This window comes from Petroclostridium xylanilyticum, assembly GCF_002252565.1.
Classification (GTDB): Bacteria; Bacillota; Clostridia; order SK-Y3; family SK-Y3; genus Petroclostridium; species Petroclostridium xylanilyticum.
In genome coordinates this window covers 246795-269183 of the sequence record NZ_NPML01000019.1, presented here as the reverse complement: position 1 = coordinate 269183, position 22389 = coordinate 246795, and the positions used below count along the sequence as shown (strand labels likewise).

20 protein-coding genes are annotated in these 22389 nt (G+C 36.8%); 18 read left to right on the top strand and 2 right to left on the bottom strand.

Going from position 1 to position 22389, the window contains the following annotated elements; translation table 11 throughout:
- The first annotated feature begins 109 nt into the window (after positions 1–109).
- The 9 genes from CIB29_RS13480 to larC all read left to right on the top strand — a co-directional run bounded on the left by CIB29_RS13480 (position 110) and on the right by larC (position 9686).
- The gene (locus CIB29_RS13480; protein ID WP_094550506.1) at positions 110–994 is read left to right on the top strand and encodes a carbohydrate ABC transporter permease; all 885 of its coding nucleotides are present in this window, start codon (positions 110–112) and stop codon (positions 992–994) included.
- A gap of 5 nt (positions 995–999) precedes the next feature.
- Positions 1000–1833, top strand: coding sequence for a carbohydrate ABC transporter permease (locus tag CIB29_RS13475; protein ID WP_094550504.1), 834 nt, complete (start codon positions 1000–1002; stop codon positions 1831–1833).
- Positions 1834–1940: 107 nt separating this feature from the next.
- On the top strand, positions 1941–2963 hold the full coding sequence (locus CIB29_RS13470; protein WP_094550502.1) for a glycoside hydrolase family 130 protein: 1023 nt from the start codon (positions 1941–1943) through the stop codon (positions 2961–2963).
- An 84-nt stretch (positions 2964–3047) separates the two neighbouring features.
- Positions 3048–3977 carry a glycoside hydrolase family 113 gene (locus tag CIB29_RS13465; protein WP_094550500.1) on the top strand — a complete coding sequence of 310 codons (930 nt, stop codon included), beginning with the start codon at positions 3048–3050 and terminating at the stop codon, positions 3975–3977.
- A gap of 64 nt (positions 3978–4041) precedes the next feature.
- Positions 4042–5265 (top strand): AGE family epimerase/isomerase, encoded by a 1224-nt coding sequence (locus CIB29_RS13460; protein ID WP_094550498.1) that lies wholly within the window; start codon positions 4042–4044, stop codon positions 5263–5265.
- A 19-nt stretch (positions 5266–5284) separates the two neighbouring features.
- The gene (locus tag CIB29_RS13455; protein ID WP_094550496.1) at positions 5285–6499 is read left to right on the top strand and encodes a glycoside hydrolase family 130 protein; all 1215 of its coding nucleotides are present in this window, start codon (positions 5285–5287) and stop codon (positions 6497–6499) included.
- A gap of 226 nt (positions 6500–6725) precedes the next feature.
- Positions 6726–7550 (top strand): ATP-dependent sacrificial sulfur transferase LarE, encoded by an 825-nt coding sequence (gene larE / locus CIB29_RS13450; RefSeq protein ID WP_094550494.1) that lies wholly within the window; start codon positions 6726–6728, stop codon positions 7548–7550.
- 14 nt (positions 7551–7564) lie between these two features.
- Positions 7565–8323 (top strand): nickel pincer cofactor biosynthesis protein LarB, encoded by a 759-nt coding sequence (larB, locus tag CIB29_RS13445; RefSeq protein ID WP_094550492.1) that lies wholly within the window; start codon positions 7565–7567, stop codon positions 8321–8323.
- A gap of 172 nt (positions 8324–8495) precedes the next feature.
- On the top strand, positions 8496–9686 hold the full coding sequence (gene larC / locus CIB29_RS13440; RefSeq protein ID WP_094550490.1) for a nickel pincer cofactor biosynthesis protein LarC: 1191 nt from the start codon (positions 8496–8498) through the stop codon (positions 9684–9686).
- A gap of 53 nt (positions 9687–9739) precedes the next feature.
- Here the strand turns inward: larC and CIB29_RS13435 are convergent, their stop codons facing one another.
- Positions 9740–10576 carry a hypothetical protein gene (locus CIB29_RS13435; protein ID WP_094550488.1) on the bottom strand — a complete coding sequence of 279 codons (837 nt, stop codon included), beginning with the start codon at positions 10574–10576 and terminating at the stop codon, positions 9740–9742.
- Between the two features lie 245 nt (positions 10577–10821).
- A complete protein-coding gene (locus CIB29_RS13430; RefSeq protein WP_094550486.1) occupies positions 10822–11826 on the bottom strand; it encodes an ABC transporter substrate-binding protein in 1005 nt (334 codons plus the stop codon).
- A 232-nt stretch (positions 11827–12058) separates the two neighbouring features.
- Between CIB29_RS13430 and CIB29_RS13425 the strand changes: the two genes are divergently transcribed.
- The 9 genes from CIB29_RS13425 to CIB29_RS13385 all read left to right on the top strand — a co-directional run bounded on the left by CIB29_RS13425 (position 12059) and on the right by CIB29_RS13385 (position 22274).
- On the top strand, positions 12059–12772 hold the full coding sequence (locus CIB29_RS13425) for a FadR/GntR family transcriptional regulator (protein ID WP_094550484.1): 714 nt from the start codon (positions 12059–12061) through the stop codon (positions 12770–12772).
- Between the two features lie 703 nt (positions 12773–13475).
- On the top strand, positions 13476–14309 hold the full coding sequence (locus tag CIB29_RS13420) for a transketolase (protein WP_094550482.1): 834 nt from the start codon (positions 13476–13478) through the stop codon (positions 14307–14309).
- Between the two features lie 10 nt (positions 14310–14319).
- A complete protein-coding gene (locus CIB29_RS13415) occupies positions 14320–15255 on the top strand; it encodes a transketolase family protein (RefSeq protein WP_094550480.1) in 936 nt (311 codons plus the stop codon).
- A gap of 22 nt (positions 15256–15277) precedes the next feature.
- Positions 15278–16195 carry a 2-hydroxy-3-oxopropionate reductase gene (gene garR, locus CIB29_RS13410; protein WP_278335866.1) on the top strand — a complete coding sequence of 306 codons (918 nt, stop codon included), beginning with the start codon at positions 15278–15280 and terminating at the stop codon, positions 16193–16195.
- Between the two features lie 202 nt (positions 16196–16397).
- Entirely contained in the window at positions 16398–17420 is a 1023-nt protein-coding gene (locus CIB29_RS13405; RefSeq protein ID WP_094550476.1) for a zinc-dependent alcohol dehydrogenase, read from the top strand.
- A 424-nt stretch (positions 17421–17844) separates the two neighbouring features.
- Complete coding sequence (locus tag CIB29_RS19660) at positions 17845–17943, top strand: hypothetical protein (RefSeq protein ID WP_157910322.1); 99 nt, start codon at positions 17845–17847, stop codon at positions 17941–17943.
- A 1-nt stretch (position 17944) separates the two neighbouring features.
- Positions 17945–19039 carry a sensor histidine kinase gene (locus tag CIB29_RS13395; RefSeq protein ID WP_094550474.1) on the top strand — a complete coding sequence of 365 codons (1095 nt, stop codon included), beginning with the start codon at positions 17945–17947 and terminating at the stop codon, positions 19037–19039.
- On the top strand, positions 19032–20642 hold the full coding sequence (locus CIB29_RS13390) for a response regulator transcription factor (RefSeq protein WP_198543884.1): 1611 nt from the start codon (positions 19032–19034) through the stop codon (positions 20640–20642). The genes CIB29_RS13395 and CIB29_RS13390 overlap by 8 nt, the downstream gene beginning before the upstream one ends.
- A gap of 255 nt (positions 20643–20897) precedes the next feature.
- Entirely contained in the window at positions 20898–22274 is a 1377-nt protein-coding gene (locus CIB29_RS13385) for an ABC transporter substrate-binding protein (RefSeq protein ID WP_094550470.1), read from the top strand.
- Positions 22275–22389 lie beyond the last annotated feature (115 nt).

Below are 22389 nucleotides of genomic sequence, written 5' to 3'. Positions count from 1 at the left end.
TCAACAACAGTATTTTTAAAGTTTAAAATAAGGGAAAGTATCAAATTTCTTTCCCTTATTTTAAATGTGAAGTGCTGTGTATGTCGTGCTGTTTTACTAGATTGGGGGGATGTTCGTGTTTTCACGGTTAAATTATAAGACGCAGAAGAAAATTCTCATTACAGCCTTCCTGGCAGTACCATTGCTATTATTGGCGGTATTTTCCTACCTGCCTTTGGTGTGGATGTTTATATATAGTTTCCATGACTGGAACGGCTATAGTAAAAATATGGCGTATGTAGGACTGAAGAATTATATAGATTTATTTACCAGGCCGGAGTATTTTTCGGTTTTTAAAGTTAGTTTGTATTATTTTGGTGCTTCATTGGTTCAGATTGCACTAGCGTTGTATTTTGCTTCTGTCCTGAGCTTTAAATTAAAAGGGAAGGAATTTTTTAAAGGAGTCCTGTTTTTTCCCTATTTGTTGAATGGTGTTGCGATTGCTTTTATATTTTTATACTTTTTCAGACCGGACGGAACATTAGATACGTTATTAAGAATATTGGGGTTGGGTGACAGAATACAACTTTGGCTGGGGAATCCCCAAATAATCAATTTTTCTCTTGCAGGAACATCTGTATGGAGATATATGGGGTTTAATTTTATCCTGTTTTTAGGCTCTATTCAATCGGTTTCGGGAGATCTTTATGAGGCTGCCGAGCTTGACGGTGCAAACAGGTGGCATCAATTCTGGTATATTATATTTCCCAGTATCAGGAGAATTATTGAACTGAACCTTATTTTATCCATCAGCGGCTCTATTAGTGCATTTGAAATACCTTATATTATGACCGGCGGGTCCAATGGCAGCAAAACTTTTGTAATACAAACGGTGGATACTGCGTTTAAGTTTCAGAAATTCGGGATGGCATCGGCCATGGGTATCGTATTACTGTCAATTGTCATTGCGGTAACATTGATACAAAGGCGAATTTTTAGTGAGAAGGAGGTGTAAAAGGAATGCATAAAGTGAAATATTCTTTTTTTGATATTATAAAGTATTTATCCTTAGTTTTAGGTTCTTTTGTCGCACTGCTGCCGCTGGTAGTGGTATTATTTGCTTCGTTTAAGACACCGGAAGAATATGCTTCTACTAGTCCTTTAACGCCTCCTCAGAATTGGTTGAATTTTGTGAATTATCAACGTGCTTTTCTTGAAGGAAACATGCTGCGTGGTTTTTTAAATACTTTATTTATCTTGGCTGTATCCATTACCGGGACAATATTATTGGGAACAATGGTAGCGTATATCCTGAATCGCTTTGAATTTATGGGCAAAAAATTAATATTTACAAGTTTTTTATTTGCCACTTTGATACCAGGAGTTACAACGCAGGTAGCTACCTTTAAAATTATTAACACCTTGGGATTGTTTAATACCAGGGCAGCAGCCATACTACTTTATTTGGGTACTGATATTATTGCCGTATATATTTTTATACAGTTTTTGTCAGCAATTCCTGTGTCACTGGATGAGTCTGCCATGTTGGACGGGGCTTCTTATCTTACAATCTTCAGCCGGATTATATTCCCATTGATGAAGCCGGCGATTGCTATTGTTTTAATCATAAAGGGAATAGGGATCTATAACGATTTTTACACCCCATTCCTATATATGCCTAAAAGTGAGTTGCACGTAATATCGACGGCTCTTTTCAAGTTTAAAGGTCCTTATGGTTCTCAATGGGAGGTTATTTGTGCCGGTGTTATTCTTGCAATTTTTCCTACTTTAATTGCATTTTTATCGTTACAAAAGTATTTCTATAATGGATTTGTGCAAGGTTCTGTCAAGTAAGTGAAAAAATATGGAACAAATGATTCTGTTCACGCTAGTGTAAAGCATTTAGTACAATTTATATAAGACATAATATTAAAAATTTGTGATGTAAAGGAGTAACCGGAATGATAAAAGTCAAAATTATTGGGCAAAGTTTGCCAAATATTCCGTGGCAAGATAAACCTGAAGGATATTATGGACCCGTATGGAGACATACAGAAAATCCTATTATAAACCGTAATTTAGTAAAAGGAATTACGCGTATTTTTAATAGTGCGGTTGTACCTTATGAAGGGAAATTTGCAGGCGTTTTCAGGGCAGAAACAATCAATGGGCGTCCGCATTTGCATTTAGGATGGAGTGATGACGGGCTAAACTGGTCTATTGACGAAAAATGCATTGTGTTTACGGACGAGGAAGGAAGGCCTTATCAGCCGCGTTATGCCTATGATCCTCGTGTGGTAAAAGTAGAAGATACTTATTATATTATCTGGTGTACAGATTTTTATGGTGCCGCATTAGGATTAGCCAAAACAAAGGATTTCAAAAAATTCATCCGGCTTCCAAATCCGTTTTTACCGTTTAATAGGAATGGTGTATTGTTTCCAAGAAAAATTGACAATAAGTTTGTACTGTTGTCCCGTCCCAGTGATAGTGGGCATACTCCTTTTGGCGACATTTTCGTTAGCGACAGTCCGGATTTGAAATACTGGGGAAATCACAGGCACGTGATGAGCAAAGGTGGAAAAGGCTGGTGGCAGTCATTAAAGATAGGTGGAGGACCTGCACCCATTGAAACAACGGAAGGATGGTTGATGTTTTACCATGGTGTTACTCAAACGTGCAATGGTTATGTATATAGTATGGGAGCGGCCATTTTAGATATTGTCCAGCCTTCAAAAGTCAAATACCGGTGTGAAAACTTTGTGCTGACACCTGAAGAATGGTATGAGGAAAGAGGATTTGTGGACAATGTAATCTTTCCGTGTGCTACCCTGCAGGATGCTGATACGGGAAGGATTGCAATTTATTATGGGGCAGCAGATACCTATGTAGGAGTTGCTTATACAACAGTAGATGAAATAGTGAATTATATTATTGACAATCATGAAACGGTAGGAGAGGACCAGGAATTGGGAATCATCTGACTAACAGGCGAAAAGGTAAGTACCATGGGTTTTGTGCCCATGGTATAGAATATTTTATATTATAATGGTATTCGGAGGAGAAGGATGGAATATATTAAAGGTTTTACATTCGGTTTTTTAAGTAAGAAAGGTGATTTTTTAAATTCCAGAGCAAAGGAATCCCTTAAGCTGCTCAAAGAAAGGACCAATATCAATCATGTGATCATCTGCCTTGCAGCACTTCAAGATACAGCGCAATCTGTTGAGATAGATTATACAGGTCCTCACATTGTAAGTGATGAAGAATTGATGCATATGATTGATTATGCCAGGACATTGGGTTTGAAGGTTATTTTAAAACCTTTGGTCAATGTCAGGAATGGAACATGGAGAGCGCATATTAATTTTTTTGACGTGGACGTACCATGTGAACCAAAATGGAGTGAATGGTTTGAAAGTTATACAAATTACCAGTGCCACTATGCTGAAATTGCGCAACGCACCAATTGCGAAATGTTCATCGTCGGATGTGAGATGGTTCAGGCACAGCGCCGGGAGCAAGAATGGAGACAGCTTATTCAAGAAGTAAGAAAAATCTATCATGGGTGTATTTCGTATAATACCGATAAATATCAGGAAGATCATGTTACCTGGTGGGATGCTGTGGATGTCATATCCTCAAGTGGATATTATCCTATAAATGACTGGGAAAACCAGCTTGAAAGGATAGAAAAAGTAGTCATGAAATACAATAAACCTTTCTTTTTTGCAGAGGCAGGATGTCCAAGTCGTACGGGTTCTTCATTGATTCCTAATAATTGGGAGCTTGTGGGAGAAGTTAATTTGGAAGAACAGGAAAAATACTATAGGGTTATGTTTGAAAAAACAATGGAGAAAAAGTGGGTAAGAGGTTTTGGTTTGTGGGATTGGTCTGCTCTTTTGTATGATGAAAAAGATGCGTCAAAAGATAATGGATACGGTGTATTCGGTAAGCCAGCTGAAAAAGTAATCCGTCATTTTTATTCCTCTATATAGGGAGATGGAATAAAAGTACTAAAAATTTGACCGTGCAGTATTACAGATAGAGGTGGATTCAATAATGACAAGTCAGATATGTACATTCCAATCAAAGGTTAAAAATGAATTGACAACCAATATATTGCCTTTTTGGACCAACAAGGTGGTTGATGAAAAGAATGGAGGTTTCTATGGATACGTGTCCAATGACTTGACAGTTGATGAAAAAGCTGATAAAGGAGTAATCCTAAATTCCCGCATCTTATGGACTTATGCTGCGGCCTACAGGATATTAGGGGACAAGAGTTATCTTGACATGGCAAAGCGGGCATATGAATACATTATTAAGCATTTTTGGGACAATGAATTTTCAGGAGTTTACTGGATGGTGGATTTTAAAGGAAATTCCACTAATACCAAGAAGCAAATATATGCCCAGGCTTTTGTGATGTATGCCTTGTCGGAATATTACAGGGCGACCGGAGAGAAGGAAAGTTTAGAACGTGCAGTAGAGATTTTCAGAGCAGTAGAACAATATGGTTATGATAGAGAAAATAAAGGATATTTTGAAGCTTGTACACGGGAATGGGTAATCGCAGAAGATTTACGGCTGAGCAGCAAGGATTTAAACGAGAAAAAGTCCATGAATACCCATCTGCACGTTTTGGAAGCTTACACAAATTTGCTGAGGGTGTGGAATGACAATGTATTGAGAGGAAAGCTGAAAGAACTTATTGAAGTTACAATTGAGCATATCATTGACTCAAACACATATCATTTTAAACTTTTTTTCGATGAGTACTGGAATGTAAAAAGTGACCATGTTTCCTACGGCCATGATATCGAAGGAAGCTGGCTTCTGCTTGAAGCAGCTGAAGTGTTGGGGGATAGACAAATTATTGAAAAAGCAAAGAAGGCCGCTGTAAAAATGGCGCAGGTTACCTATGAAGAAGGGATTGATGCTGACGGAGCCATATTAAATGAAGCAAATGCCCAGGGATTAACCGATTCAAATAAAGATTGGTGGCCTCAAGCAGAAGCAGTGGTGGGGTTTCTTAATGCCTACCAGCTAACCGGAAAAGAGTACTTTTTTGATGCTTCCTATCGTTGCTGGCAGTTTATTGAACAATATATTATTGATAAAGAACATGGAGAGTGGTTCTGGGGAGTAACCCGCGAAGGGAAGGTACTTAAAGATAGAGAAAAGGTAGGTCCGTGGAAGTGTCCTTATCATAACAGCAGGGCTTGCTTTGAGACCATTGTACGTTTGGAAAGCTTGAAGCAGCATACATTAAAAAATAATTAAGATAAAGGGTGGTATTCTAATGAGTAAAGAATTTTTCAATGAAAGATTAAGTTTGCTGGTAAAAAAGCATAAAGAACTTGTAGAAAGAAAAAATGTAAAAGTTGAGGGTGGAAACGGAATTTTTGACAGGTATAAGTATCCTGTGCTTACTGCAGAACATACTCCATTATTTTGGCGTTATGACCTTGATTACCATACAAACCCTTACCTGATGGAACGTTTGGGTATTAATTGTGTTTTCAATCCCGGAGCCATTGAAATAGACGGTAAGTTTTATCTTGTTGCCAGAGTAGAAGGGACAGACCGAAAATCTTTCTTTGCTGTAGCTGAAAGTGATAACGGTATTGATAATTTTAAATTCTGGGATTATCCTATTGTAATGCCCGAAACAGATGACCCCGATATTAATGTTTATGATATGAGAGTGGTAAAACACGAAGATGGATGGATTTATGGTTTGTTCTGCACCGAGAGAAAAGACCCCGATGCTCCCAAAACTGACACTTCCAGTGCTGTAGCCCAGTGTGGAATTGCCAGGACGAAAGATCTTAAAACCTGGGAAAGACTTGACGATATAAAAACAAAATCCCCGCAGCAGCGTAATGTTGTACTGCACCCCGAATTTGTAAACGGGAAATATGCTTTTTACACCCGTCCTCAAGACGGATTCATAGATGCGGGCTCCGGCGGAGGAATCGGCTGGGGACTCAGCAACAGCATTGAACATGCCGTGATTGATGAAGAAATCATTGTAGATGACAGGCAGTATCATACTGTCAAGGAAGTAAAGAATGGCCAGGGTCCGGCACCAATCAAGACAGAGAAAGGCTGGCTGCATATTGCCCATGGGGTAAGAAACACTGCTGCCGGATTGCGTTATGTGTTGTATGCCTTTTTATCCAAGCTGGACCAGCCGGAAAAGGTTATTCACCGGCCCGGGGGGTATTTCATTGCTCCGGAGGGAGAAGAACGTATTGGAGACGTATCCAATGTGGTGTTCTGCAACGGGGCTATTGCCAGAGAAAATGGAGATGTATATATTTACTATGCATCATCCGATACCCGAATTCACGTGGCGACTACTACAATTGATAAATTGCTTGACTATGTCACCAATACTCCGGAAGATCCGCTGCGCTCCTATGCATGTGTAGCCCAGCGTAATGAGCTGATTACAAAAAATCTGGAATTGCTAAAGAAAACTGATGATGAACTACTAAAAAGTGTGATATAGAGTACGATCAAAAGGCAGACCCAAGGTCTGCCTTTTGATTACGGAGACAAATATGTGTGCTAAAAGAAACATAAAATAATAACCAATTCTTATATGCAAAACAAATAAAATCGTTTATAATTTATATAGGCATATAATATCCTACAGATTTTGATTATTTCTTATATAACCATGGTAAATATATTTATTATTATAAAAATTATTATTATAAAAAAGGAAGATAGCGTTGGATTTACAAAGAAAATATAATCATTTAAAACAATACATAAAGAATCTTGGAAGCTTATGTATAGCTTTTTCCGGTGGAGTTGACAGTACTTTTTTATTGGCAGCAGCCCATGAAGTATTGGAAGATAAAGCCATGGCTGTAACCGTTCGGTCTTCAATGTACACAAAAAGGGAATATGATGAAGCTAAACAATTTGCTGCAGGATTAGGTGTCAAACACATCATCATTGATGCAGATGAATACAGTGTAAAAGAATTTGTAGAAAACACAAAGGATAGATGCTATTTTTGCAAACATGCAATATTTACAAAAATTAAAGAGATTGCTGTGCAAAATGGAATTAATTATGTGGCAGACGGCTCCAATGCAGATGATAGCAATGACTTCCGTCCTGGAATGAAAGCTATTAAGGAATTACAAGTGATAAGCCCATTAAAATTTGCCCAGCTTACGAAACAGGAGATCAGGGAACTATCCAGGCAGATGAATCTCCCGACATGGGACAGGCCCTCCTTTGCCTGCCTTGCTTCAAGAATTCCCTACGGGATAAGGATTACCCGTGAAAAGCTAGCTATGATAGAACGAGGAGAAGAATACCTGATGGATTTAGGGTTTAAACAATTCCGTGTAAGACACCACGGTGATATTGCCAGGATAGAAGTATTACCTGAGGATAGGCAGAGATTCTTCAATGAAAAATTCCTTAATGATATAGTAAAAGAATTCAAAGCAATAGGGTTTACCTACGTCGCACTGGATCTTGAAGGATACAGGACAGGTAGTATGAATGAAGTATTAACAGAAGAGGAAAAGAAAATTTAAAGGGTGTGAGTTTTATGGATATGGAAAGGCTGCGTTTGCTCCTGGAAAATGTAAAAAATGGAGAAACTGATATAGACACTGCATTGGAAAGGCTAAGGACACTTCCTTATGAAGATTTAGGATATGCCAAGGTAGACCATCATAGAGCGATAAGAAACGGCTATCCTGAAGTGATCTACTGTCCAGGTAAGTCTTTGGAACATATAAAAGGGATTGTAAAACATATGATAGAACACAAAGACAACAACATTCTTGCCAGCAGGGCGAGCAGAGAAGTGTATGAGGCAATTAAAGAGGTTACGGAAGATGTAGAATACTACGAACTTGCCAGGACAGTAGTTGTTAAGAAAAGAGATATACCAAAGACTAAGAAAAAGATATTGGTAGTAACCGGAGGTACTGCGGATATCCCGGTGGCGGAAGAAGCGGCAGTGACAGCCGAAACCCTGGGGAATACGGTTGAACGTCTCTATGATGTTGGTGTAGCAGGGATTCACCGTTTGCTTTCAAAAACCGATGTGCTCATGCAGGCCAATGTACTCATCGTAGTTGCAGGAATGGAAGGGGCCTTGGCCAGCGTAGTTGGGGGCTTGGTGGACAAGCCGGTGATTGCCGTACCTACCAGTGTAGGCTATGGTGCCAACTTTGGAGGCCTATCAGCGCTTTTATGTATGCTTAACAGCTGTGCAAGCGGGGTAGGTGTAGTGAATATAGATAATGGATTTGGGGCAGCCTATTTGGCGAGTATGATTAACAAAATTAGTGGGGAGTGAGGATTGGATAGTGAAGAATCTCGTGATTCTATGATAAAGCTTATAATAATTTATATAACTGTTAAATGAAATGTGTTTAAATTTGTTGGGATTAGGATGAATTAGAGGGATTTATCTCCCCACTAATCACTCCCCACTCCCCACTCCACACTATAACAATGGAGGATATGAGATGAAGGTACTATATTTTGACTGTTTCGCCGGTATCAGCGGCGATATGACATTAGGTGCATTGCTTGACTTAGGGGTAGACAAGGATGTGCTTTTAAATGAATTAAATAAATTAAACGTAAGCGGTTTTACAATTGATATTTCTAGAGCAAAAAAGAATGGGATAGAAGGGATGAATGTTGATATAAGGCTTGATGCACACAATCATAAGCATGAGCACAGAAACCTGCATGATATTGAAAAAATAATAGATGAGAGTGCTCTGGATGAAAATGTAAAAAAAATAAGTAAAGCAATGTTTATGAAGGTGGCGCAGGCTGAAGCAAAAATACATGGTACCACTATAGAAAATATCCATTTTCATGAAGTAGGTGCACTGGATTCGATAGTGGACATAGTTGGTGTAGCGATTTGCATGAATATGTTAAAAGTAGATAAAGTGATCAGCTCACCCTTGCATGATGGGACAGGTTTTGTCAAATGCCAGCACGGTTTAATACCTATTCCAGCCCCTGCAGTGCTGGAAATTCTGCGTGAAGCATCAGTGCCATTTTATTCAACAGGCATTAAAAACGAGCTGGTCACACCTACCGGGGCTGCAATTATTGCTACTTTGGCTGAAGAATTTGGCAATATGCCAGAGATGGTTGTAGAAAAAGTAGGCTATGGCGCAGGCAAGCGCAATATGGAAATTCCAAACCTCTTACGAGTAACCCTCGGAGAGGTCAAAAAAAAAATAACTCCTAATGATGAAGTAATCGTAATGGAAAGTAACATTGACGACATGACCGGTGAGGTTGCCGGGTATGTAATGGAGAAACTTTTTAGCGCTGGTGCATTGGATGTATTCTATACGCCCATATATATGAAGAAGAACCGCCCTGCAGTAAAATTAACAGTAATATGTTCGCAGGAAAAACTTGGAGCCATTGAGCATATTATTTTAAGTGAAACCTCAACCATAGGGATACGAAAATATAAAACTGAAAGGATATGTATGGACAGAAAAATCATTACTGTGAATACTCCTTATGGTCTGGCAAGAGTGAAAGTATCCAGTCTGGGAGATATAGAGAAATATGCTCCAGAATATGAGGATTGCAAAAAGCTTGCGCAGATAGCACATTTACCTTTAAAAGATATATATGAAATGGTAAATGCAAATATTAAAGCAAGTGATGCGCAAGCGTAGATAGAGATAAAGATTCGAATAAATTTATCCGAATCTTTATCTCTACTTTATCTCTATCTTATCGCCTTTGCAGCTTCTCTTACTTTTGCCTGATGCTGTGAGTCAACTTTATTGGACCCGTGAGTTTTACTTCCTAAAAAGTGTATATCAAAATGGCCATCCATACCATTTCCTTTTATGGCATCCAGATTAACACCATATCCGTAACCAACACTTCTATTACTAACATTTACATTTGCAGGTTGGTCATCCCGGCCTGCGTGAGGCATCCCTGCCATAGAGGCTGCGATTTTCTGCCCATTAATTTCAACAATAACGGCTCTTCGTTCCCAGCTCCAGCTGCCTCCGTAAATTTGTTTCAATATCTTTGTATCTTCGAGGGTAAGTGTTTCCACATCAGCATGGTTATAGCCATAGGTCCTCTTAACTTTGAAATTAAGTCCGGTTGCTACATCTGTTACTTTTGCAACAGACCCGATTGAGAAAATCTTCTCAGCTTGTCCAAACCATGGCAATGCAGCATTGCTGCTAGTAGAAGAATTTCTTGATACAATTTTTTTTTGTACGGCAGCAGTTTCTGGAATTTCAGATTGTTTAACAACTGTAGAAACATCGGTAGTTTCAGGTTGTTTATCCGCTTGCTGCTGGTCTTCTTGTGGAATATTTACAGGCTCTGCGGAAGCTATGCTAAAATTTTCAGTTGATTCAATGCTTAAATCTTCTGTTTGCTTAGTTTCAGGTTGCATTTTTTTTACAACACTATGTGGCTTATTGTTTTCAGCTAGATTAACTGCCTGGGTTGATACTATGTATCCCGATGATATCAAAAGACCGGATATTACAACAGGAATAAGATATTTTTTACTAAAATATTTTTTATAATGAGTCATATGAATCCCCTTTCAAATTTCTGGAACTGTATTTATTATTATGTTAACACTTCCGTATGTAATATATAATACTAAATATTACAAAAATATTAAATACCAAAAATATGGAAAAAACCTAGAATGTTGATTATACATAGGTTTGAAAGGATAAAAAATTTTAAATAGTAAAAAATAATTAAAAAAATGTTAACAAATATTAAAAAACTACATGGAGGTTTTAAATTTCCACGTAGTTTTCTAAATAATTATTTAACTTTCTTTATAGCTTTTTCAGCGAATTCAGTTGTTACAACCTTATTATAAGGAACTTTCTTATCAAGCTCTCCAGCTTCTGAAATGATTTTTTGGAGCAGGTCAAGAGCTTCCGGTTTTAATATTGGATCTTTTGCCCATGTATCCTGGTCTTTATATCTCTTTACAACTGTTACTAATAAATCATCCTTTGCATCCGGGAAGAAAGGTTTGATAGATTTTGCAATTTCTTCATAGGAGTGCTTTTCAACCCATAGTTGACCTTTATATATAGCATTGGTAAATTTCTGAATGATGTCTTTGTTTTTCTTTATGTAACTTTTCTTTGCAGAGTAAACTGTATAAGGCAGTTCACCACTGTCTTTACCAATAGATGCTACGATATAACCTTTGCCTTCCTTTTCTAACATGCTAGCTGTAGGTTCAAACAGTGCAACATAGTCCCCGGTCCCACCGGTAAATGCACCAGCCATCAGGTTAAATTGAACAGTTGTGTCGCATTTTACATCCTTGTTAGGTATCATGCCGTGTTTACGGATGACGTATTCCAGAGTCATCTCAGGCATGCCGCCTTTTCTGCCTGCAATAATATGTTTGTCTTTTACCTTATCCCAGGTAAAGTTAGGATCAGGTTTTCTTGCTAGTAAGAAAGAACCATCCCTCTTTGTTAACTGGGAAAAGTTAACAGGATGGTCTTCTTTACCCTGGTTGTAAACATATAATGTTGCCTCCGGACCCATAAAACCAATGTCGCACTGTCCTGACAGCAATGCGGTCATAACTTTGTCAGCACCGCCGCCATTGGTAAGTTCAATTTCCAATCCCTCTTCCTTGAAGAATCCCTGGCTGATGGCAACATATTGGGGTGCATAGAAGATAGAGTGAGTAACTTCATTAACTCTTACTTTGGTTAAAGCTTTCTTAGTGCATCCGTTAAAGTTTAGAGCAATAAAACTGAAAATTAAGATAGGAAGTAATAATAATTTTACTTTTCTCATTCTGAGTCACCTCCTTCCACTTAGTATATTATATTCTCAATTAGGAATTTGGTGACAATAGGGAAATTGTCTTAGAATATGTAATAGCAAAAAAATGTGTAAAGGTTGAAAAATGCTAAATTTTGTGCTAGACTACCTGTATAACAACATACCGTAGGTGATATTATCCTTATATGCTGGAACTTAAAAAGTTAAAAAATTAACAATAAAGCCGGAGGGTGGGTGATGGTTTATGGGAATAAAACCAATTAAGCGTACTAATATTAGTAACAAAGTTTTTGAACAACTAAGAGATCAGATTATTACGGGGGAATGGAAACCTGGAATTAAAATTCCATCTGAGAATGAACTTGCTCAACAATTAAATGTAAGCCGGATTACAGTTAGACAGGCTTTACAAAAATTAACAACTCTAGGATTGCTGGAAACACGTCCTGGAGAAGGCTCTTATGTAAAAGAATTGTCTCCGGGTATATATATGAACTCTTTAATACCTTTAGTTTTTCTTGGTGATGCTGCTACAATGGAAGTATTAGAGTTTAGGCAGGTCATTGAAGTTGAAACGGCTGGCTTAGCAGCTGTAAAAGCAACTAAAGAAGATATAGATAAGCTTGAAAAGATTTTAGAAAAAATGCATGAATATAAAAATGATCCTGAAGAATTTGCTGCTGAAGATTTAAACTTTCATAAGACTTTAGCTGAAATTACTAAAAACTCGTTAATCATACAAGTAAATTATATTATTAAAGATATTCTAAGTATTTCCATGAAAGATATAGTAAAAACTTTAGGATCTGATATTGGTTTGTATTATCATGAAAAGATAATTGAAGCATTAAAGACAAAAGATAGGGCTAAAGCTAGACAAATAATGGAAGAACACGTATTAACAACTATGGAAAATATGTTACAAAAGAAAAATAAAAATAATACATCAAACAGTTAAGTTGATTTCATACTGCTGGCTTTTACTGGGATATTAAAATGTATTATATAAAATTAATAAAAAATTACAAAAAATAATAAGATAATAAGATTTTTTTATTGACAATATATAAGTAAGGTTGTATAATTAGGTTGTAAAAATATTTTTAGTAAGCATACATGTATAACAACTTACAACTGACATATAGTGTATAACATCTAAAGACTAACAACTATTAGCCTTTAGAGATAAGTTTTATAGCATTATTTGATGTAATCAAAAGTTTTTAAACATATCTGTAATATAACTATCAGCTAATATATATCAACGAATTTCTAATATACTAGCAGATGATGGGCAAATAGCTGTGTTTACTTACTGTGCTAGTAGAATTCACGGAATTAAAAAAAGTCATGAAAATCTGTATATCCGCAACACAATTAATAGCTCATATATAATGATATTCATTATATAAAAGAAAAAGAATAGATACTTGAGCTAGTCAATCGTCTAAATTTGGCGCATTTACAACATAACCGTTCTTCTAAAACCGCAAAGCAATATTATTTTATATAGTTAACTCATTGTGGCTAGCTTAAATATGGTGGAAAGAACGTTGCAAAAAGGCTCTAGGTTTTGTAGCTTAGTTCTTGGAATCATATTTAAGCTAGCACAACACATATAGTTATCTTAATTTATAATCATAAAGAAAGAAGGGACGTATATGGTATCTAAAGAACTGGTAGAAGCAATAGAAAAAAAAGCCTTGCAGTTAAGAGAAGATATTGTAGACATGATTGGTGTGGGGAAGGTAGGCCATCTTGGGGGTTCCTGTTCCTGTGCTGATATTGTGGCCGCTTTATATTTTCATAAGATGAAAGTAGACCCTAAAAATCCAACTAATGAGAATAGAGACAGATTTCTGCTTAGTAAAGGGCACGCAGCCTTGGTGCAATATGCCGCTTTAGCGGAATTAGGGCATTTCCCAAAAGATGAGCTGAAGAAAGTAAAAACATTAGGTTCCATGCTCCAAGGACATCCGGACATGACAAAAACACCAGGGATAGAAGCAAACACTGGATCTCTCGGTCAGGGCCTGTCCATCGCCAATGGAATGGCACTGGGACTTAGATTGGATGGCAAAAAGAATAAAGTCTATGTCATCATAGGGGATGGGGAACTGGCAGAAGGACAAATCTGGGAAGCAGCAATGGCAGCTGCAAACTTTAAGATTGATAACCTGGTAGCCATTGTAGATAGAAATAAGCTGCAGGCAACCGGGCCTATAAAAGAAAGGTTCGACACAAACCCTATTGCTCCCAAATGGGAAGCTTTTGGATGGAACGTAATAGAAATAGACGGTCACAATGTTGAACAAATCATAGAGGCATTAGACAAAGCAGATGAAGTAAAAGGGAAACCAACTGTGATAATTGCTGAAACTATCAAAGGAAAATATATCTCCTTTGCGGAAAACAATGCAGCATTTCATAATGGTGCAATGACTCAGGAACAATATGAAACGGCTAAAAAAGACCTGGAAAAGTTAAAGGTGTGAGGTGAGGAAAATGAGTACAAAAAGCCTAAGAATTGCCTATGGGGAAGCGCTAGTTGAGCTTGGAAAAGAAAACAAAAATATAGTAGTGTTGGAAGCAGATTTGGGAAAATCCACAATGTCCTGTTTATTTCAGCAAGAATTCCCGGAAAGATATTTTGAAATGGGAATAGCTGAGCAGAATATGGCCTCTACAGCAGCGGGACTGGCGCTAACAGGAAAAATCCCATTTATCAATTCCTTTGCTGTATTTGCATCAGGAAGAGCCTATGACCAACTAAGACAAACCATCTCCATCGCTAAGCTAAACGTGAAGATATGCGGATCAAGTTCCGGACTTTCTGATTTTGGTGACGGTTCAACCCACCAGGCAATAGAAGATATGGCAATCATGAGGGCAATTCCCAATATGACGGTATTGGTACCGGTGGATGCCGTAGAAACCAAAAAAATGGTAGAAGCAATGGTAAATTACCCTGGACCTGTCTACATAAGAATTAACAGGAATGACTTGCCTATCTATACAAGTGAAGAAGGAGAATATGAAATAGGCAGGCTATACCCAATAAAAGATGGGAAAGACGTAGTGATATTTGCAAACGGTGTGATGGTATCCAAGGCAGTGGAAGCAGCTGAGCAGTTAGAACAAGAAGGAATATCAGCCAAGGTAGTCAATGTAAGCACAGTAAAGCCGTTAGACCAACAAGCAGTAATAGAGATGGCAAGGGGATGCAAGGCAGTAGTAACGGCAGAAGAACATAGTATCATAGGGGGCCTGGGCAGTGCTATTGCTGAGGCTCTAAGGATGGAGACTAACCTGCCAATAGAATTTGTAGGGATAAAAGACAGCTTCGGAACCTCGGCAAGTAACTATGATGAGCTGTTAGAATATTACGGTTTAACTTCTAAAGCAATCGTAGATGCTGTGAAAAAAATAGCTAACAAATAATTTGAAGAAATGATGGTTATCAATTCTAAAACACACAACAAGGAGGCATAAAAACATGAAAATAGGGTTTATAGGACTTGGAATTATGGGAAAACCCATGTCAAAAAATTTGTTAAAAGCAGGTTATGACCTTGTGGTATACGACATTAATAAAGAAGCAGTAGCGGAAGTGACCGCAGCAGGAGCAAAAGAAGGAAGGTCCGCAAAGGATGTTGCAGGACAATGTGAATACATTATTACCATGCTGCCAAATTCTCCTCATGTGAAAGCAGTAGTATTAGGGGAGAACGGTGTGCTGGAAGGTGCTAAACCGGGAAGCATCTTAATTGATATGAGCTCCATTGCGCCAATGGTCTCTAAAGAAATAGCAGCAAAATTAGCAGAAAAAGGGATGGAAATGCTGGATGCTCCAGTAAGTGGGGGAGAGCCGAAAGCAATTGATGGAACACTATCCATCATGGTGGGAGGAAAAAAAGAAGTATTTGATAAATGTTATGACATCTTAAGCAAAATGGGTGCATCAGTAGTGCTTTGTGGTGAAATCGGAGCAGGAAATATTACAAAGCTTGCAAACCAGATTATTGTAGCATTAAACATTGCGGCCATGTCAGAAGCTTTAGTACTGGGCACAAAAGCAGGAGTAGACCCGGAAGCGATTTATAAAGCGATCCGGGGAGGACTTGCCGGAAGTACAGTATTAGATGCAAAAGCGCCAATGGTAATGAAAGGCAACTTCAAACCTGGATTTAGAATTGATTTACATATAAAAGATCTGGCAAATGCAATCGAAACAGGGAGAGAAGTAGGTGTACCGCTTATGCTTACCAGTCAGGTAATGGAAATACTACAAGCATTAAAAGTAGATGGTAAAGGACAACACGACCACGGTGGTATTATTCAGTTCTATGAAAAACTTGCTAAAGTAGAGGTAAGAAAGTAAAAAGAAAAATATGAAAAAATTTGTCTGACAATAATGCATAATTACTATAGGTGCATTTAATTTAGTTGATGAATATTATGGAAAGGACGTTGCGGAAAGGCTTAGAGCCTGTTAAATAATATTCATCAACTAAAAAATATGCACCTAATTACTATAGAAAATAAGTAGAGATTATTAATATAGATATAGGAGACTGATAATTATGAAAGCATTAGTTTACCATGGCCCGGAAGACCTAAGATGGGAAGATATAGATGATGTACGTCCTGGTAAAGATGAAGTGTTGATAAAAATAAAGGCTGTGGGAATATGTGGTTCAGACGTACACGGGTTTTTGGGCATAACAGGAAGAAGAATTCCACCTATGGTAATGGGACATGAGTTTTCCGGGGTAATTCAGGAAGTAGGTGAAGGGGTTGCCACATTAAGAGTAGGGGACAGGGTTGCACCATATCCAGTTATTTTTTGTGGAGAGTGTGAGTTTTGTAAGCAAGGTAAAACTCATATTTGCCTCAATAAAAGGTCATTGGGTGTATTGGACTGCAATGGAGCAATGGCAGAGTATATATGTGTTCCTGCTAAGCTGATTTTTAAGCTTGCTGACAATGTATCCTATAATGCAGGTTCCATGATCGAACCTATGGCAGTTGCTTACAGAGGTGTAAATACTGCTGGAGAGCTCAACGGCAAGAATGTTCTGATTGTAGGTGCAGGAACGATAGGGCTGCTTGTCTTGGTGATTGTCAAGATGCGCAATCCAGCCAAAGTATTTGTTTCAGATTTGAGTGATAGCAGACTGAGTGTCGCCAAGGCAATGGGAGCAGATTTTGTAATTAATCCATCTAAAGATAATATCAGCGATATTATTAAGGCTGAAACTGGCGGATTAGGTGCAGATTTTGCTTTTGAGGCAGTAGGGGCCACTTCGACAGTGCAGCAGGCGATGGCCAGCTTAAAAATTGGTGGGACGGCTGTATGGATTGGAAACTCTGCCAGGATGGTCAATATCAATATGCAGGAAATTGTAACAAGAGAGCTGAAGGTATTTGGTACTTTTATTTATACCTTCCAGGAATTTGGAGAAGTTGTGGATCTGTTGAGCAGCGGTAAACTTAATGTTGAACCTATGATAAGCCTTACAGCACCTATGGAAAAAGGGGTTGAACTCTTTAAACAATTGGCAAAAGATCCTGGTCCATTGATTAAAGTTATTTTAACCGACTAGTTTTAGATAATATAAGTAATCGTAGAGCATCTCTGAAATAAGAAAGCATTAAATAGTATCAATTACAGCGCATATCTGAAAACCAGACAAATAAGATATATTCCTATGCCAGTTGAATCAGCTTACACCACCTGGCAGGCATATGTGGCAGATTTGCCAATTCAGGGATAACGACAGGAACCCTGTTTTCAAACGAAGAATGAGGCCTTAAGAAGTTAAAATATGCAACAAACTAAGACCAAAACTATTATAATATTGTTCATAGTGACACTTACTCCTTTCGTTGAAAAGTGTTTTGGCGAACAATATTTTAACAGAAAGGCAGGGGGTGTCACCTTCTTTTTTGACATTTCCCTTTAAGTCAAGGCTTTTAAAGCATGTTAATATATAAACTTTTTACACTAACCCATCGCCAGAGGGGGGCATCTGGTACACCCAGAGTTCTGGGAAGTTCCTGACAATGGTGTTCCTTGCAAGGAAAATCCGTCGTATATCAGACTTGATGGACGTTTTTTCTTTATGATATGTATGGTGAAATGGTGTATCATCCGGATTTCAGTAGAATCTTTAATAATACATATGATGAAAAACAGTTATTTAATTATTTTACAGACTCGGCAGGTGTTACCAGTGCAAGATTTGCTGGAAAGGATTCTTTAGTACAATATAGCACGATACCCTATACAAATTGGAAAATTGTCAATGTCATTCCAAGAGATATACTGATGCAAAAATCTTTCAAATTAAAAAGGCAAACACAAATATTTGGAATTATTTTTATTGTTCTGGTAGTGCTTATGGCTTCTTATACGTCTATTTATATTTCCACACCGATTACAAGACTAGCAAAAGTTGTAAAAAAAGTAGAGCTTGGAGATTTAAGTGTAAGGGTAAGTGTAGATTCAAAAGACGAAGTGGGGCAGCTTGGCGTGGCATTTAATAATATGCTTGCCCAGATCAATAATTTAATGAATAAGGTTTATCAGGAAGAGAATAAAAAAAGAGAAGCCGAATTAAAAGCCTTACAAGCTCAAATAAATCCCCATTTTCTTTATAATACGCTCAATACTATCAAGTGGATGGCAGTAATACAAAAGGCTGACAGCATAAGTAAAATGATTGTTTCGTTAATAAAACTTCTTGAGTTCAGTGGAAAAAGAATTGGAGAATTTGTTTCTATAGAACAAGAGCTGGAACACGCTAAAAATTATATATTCCTGCAAAAAATCCGTTATAATGATAAATTTATAGTTAATTACGACATTGATGAAAAATTGTTGCACTATAAAACAATTAAGCTAATTCTACAGCCAATTATTGAAAATGCTATTTTTCATGGAATTGAGCCTAAGGGTGGTGTAGGAACAATACAAATTACGTTATCGCAGATAAATGATAAACTAAAATTTGAGATTATTGATGATGGTATTGGTATGGATATTAATATTGATAAAGATAGAAAATTTTCCGGATTAGGTATTGAGAACGTAAATGAAAGATTGGTTAGATATTTTGGAGAGCAATCCAGCCTGAAAATATATAGTAGTATCAATAGAGGAACAAAAGTAATGTTTTATCTGCCAATAATTATCGATGAAGGGACGGGTGAAAATGCATAAGATTATGATTGTGGATGATGAGTCCCTAGTGAGAATAGGGATAAAATCTTGCATCAATTGGGAAGAAAATGGTTTTGAGGTGGTTGGAGAAGCTTCTAATGGTGGAGAAGCTGTCGAACTGTTTGAAAAGTTGAAGCCCGATATTATTTTAACAGATATTAAAATGCCTTTATTGAATGGTATTGAAATGATAAAACGAATCAAATGTATAAATCCGAATACGAAGATTATTGTGTTGAGTTGTTTGAATGAGTATGACTATGTGAGGGAAGCAATGAAGTATGGTGCGGTTGACTATCTTTTTAAACCTACTATGACACCGGAGGATATCTTAAATGTTTTGAAAGAAATAAAAGAAAAAATTGTTTTAGAAAGAAATAAGAATAAAGAAATAAAAAAGCTTGAAGAACAGGCGAATCAAAGCTTAAGTTTATTGAGAGAAAGATATTTAAATAATCTGTTGAACAGTGGCATTAAAGATTTACAAAATATAAAAAACGATTTTGACAGGTTAGATATAAATTTTGACCCGGAACACTTTATACTCCTTTTAATTGAGTTTGATGATTATGAAAAAATAAAAGAAAAATATACCTATAATGACATACAAATGTTGTACTTATCATGTATTAATGCTGTAAATGATATCATGAAACAATACAATAATGGTGTGTGCTTTATGCATGAAACCAGAAAAATCGTTGTGCTGTTTAACGTTAATCATTACAGCCAAAAATGCGAAAATCAAAAAGTAATTGAAGTTAATAAAAAAATTCAGATAGCAATCAATAACTATTTAGGGATATCCGTAACTATAGGAGTTAGTAATGTATCAAACAGTATTAATAATATAAGTATTGCTTTTGAGCAGGCTCTACAAGCATTGAACCAAAAATTTGTTTTAGGAAAAGGAAAAATAATAAAATTCAAAGATATAGCTTGTAATAGCAAAAATCTAAAAGAGGTTTTTGCTTTAGAGTTAAATGATTTGTATGAAGCAGCAAGAGCTAAGAATATAGAAGATATCTTCAAAAATATAACCATCTTGTTCTCCGCTATTAAAAAAAAGGAAATACCTCAAAAGGAAGATGTCTGCGCGTTAGTCATTGAGATTATTATTGAATTTTTAAGAATTTTTAGAGATGAAATTACTTTGGAAGATTTTTTTGGAGATAGACACAATATGCTGCACGAAGTATATAAGAACGATACTCTTGCTGAAATAGAAGAATGGGTTAAGAAAATAATTACCATGCTTATTGATAATATACAAAAAAAGAAAAACAGCCATTATTCTCCTGCCATAGCCGAAGCTTTAAGATATATTACAAGACATTATGCCGATGAAATATCTTTGGAAAGTATCTCTAATCACGTTAATATGAGTAAAAATTATTTTAGTATGCTCTTTAAGCAGGAAGTAGGGATAAATTTTATATATTATTTAGCGAAGGTCAGAGTGGAAAATGCCAGAAGATTACTTGAAGAGAATATCAAAATCTATGAAGCAGCCCGACTAGTTGGTTATAACGATTACAGGCATTTCTGCAGGGTATTTAAAAAAGTGACGGGTGTAACTCCTTCAGAAGTAAAAAAAGCATGATTATGCCGGTAGTGAAATAAAAGTTGGGAGATAAATCTATAATCCAACATAATATTTAACACACATTATTAATAAAAGCTACATTCAAAAATATTGGATCATATCATTTTCAACAGCAAAGTAAGAAAAGTGATATTTTGTTAATATGTGCCATTGTATATAGAATTATTATACATTATTATTATATTAAAGGGAGGGACTTACTATAGAAAAGAGCAATAGAATGATTTCTATTCGTCTATAGGAGGTTGCATAATGAGAAAACCTATTTCTACAACACTAATTATAGCTTTAGCAATCTCGGTAGTATTGGTTGGAGATTGGAAAAATAAAGGTGTAGATACTAGTTCTAGAAAAGAAATAACCATTAATGAATCAGTCAAACAGGTTGAAGGGGACACACCTGAGAATATTGAAGGGGAAATAACTGTATGGATTTGGGAGAATGCGAAGAAGGTTTTGGATGGATTACAGGGAGATTTTAGAAAAGCATATCCTAATTTGACAATCGCATATGAAACAATGCCAAATGAAGATCTCTATAAAAAGTTTATACTTGCTGTGCAGGCTGGAGAAGGTGGGCCGGATGTATTTGCAGTTGAATCAAGAAATATGCCTCAGATGATTAAAACTCAAGGTCTAATGGATTTAACAGACAGATTAGGGGAAGACATAAACAAAATTAACAAGCATAAAGTAAAGTTGGCAACAGGTCCTGATGGAAAGGTTTATGCAGTGCCTTGGGATAGCGGCCCTGTAGCACTGTTTTATAATAGAAAGATTTTTAAAGAAGCCGGGCTGCCAAGCGAGCCGGAGGAAGTATCTAAATTAATAAATACTTGGAAAGACTATTATGAAATAATGGAGCATATTAAAAAAAATACCGGTGCTTTTGCTATTGCTGAATCTAAAACAAAAGCAAACCCGGCACTATTTGAAATTATTTTGTCGCAAAAGGCGGAAAGCGAGAATATATGGATTTTTGACAAAGAAGGCAATGTAAAATTAGATTCGCCGCAAGGTATAAGTGTAGCTAGATTTTTGACAAGCTTGTTTGACCAAAACTTAGTTTATGATGCTTATAGGGAAAGCCCGCCATTTTATACAGCAATTAAACAAGATAAGATAGCATCAATCATTAATGCAGCATGGTTTAACCCACTTTTAAAAAAAGCTTATGGAGAAGACAGAAATGGTAATTGGGGAGTTATTCCATTGCCTGTTTGGGATGAAACAGATGCAAGAACGGCAGAAAGTGGAGGTTCAAACTTAGCTATTTCCAAGCAAACCCAAAATGCAGAAGGTGCTTGGGCATATGTCCAATTTCATATACTTAATGACTCTTCACAATTACACCAGTACAAATATGGTTTTTTCCCATCTTGGGAGCCTGTTTATGGAAATCCTGAAGTATCTAAGGCAGATCCGTTCTTCGGTTACCAAAATGAAAGAAAATTGTTTGAAAATACAGCTAAAAATATTGTTCAAGTGAATTATACTGAAGATTATCCCAAAGCCCGGTTCATAGTATCTCGAGCATTGGAACTATGCTATAACGATAAAAGCAAACCCGTTGAGGAGCACTTAAAAGCGGCTGCTGATGAGTTAAGAAAAATGACTGGCAGAAAATAAAAAGCTGGTACTACTTAAATTAAGTATGCAGTCTGATATTAAACAGGAACACTTATACTTTTACATGATTCTTTAAATGTATAGAGACAAGATAAGAATTGCAAAGGAGTATTTG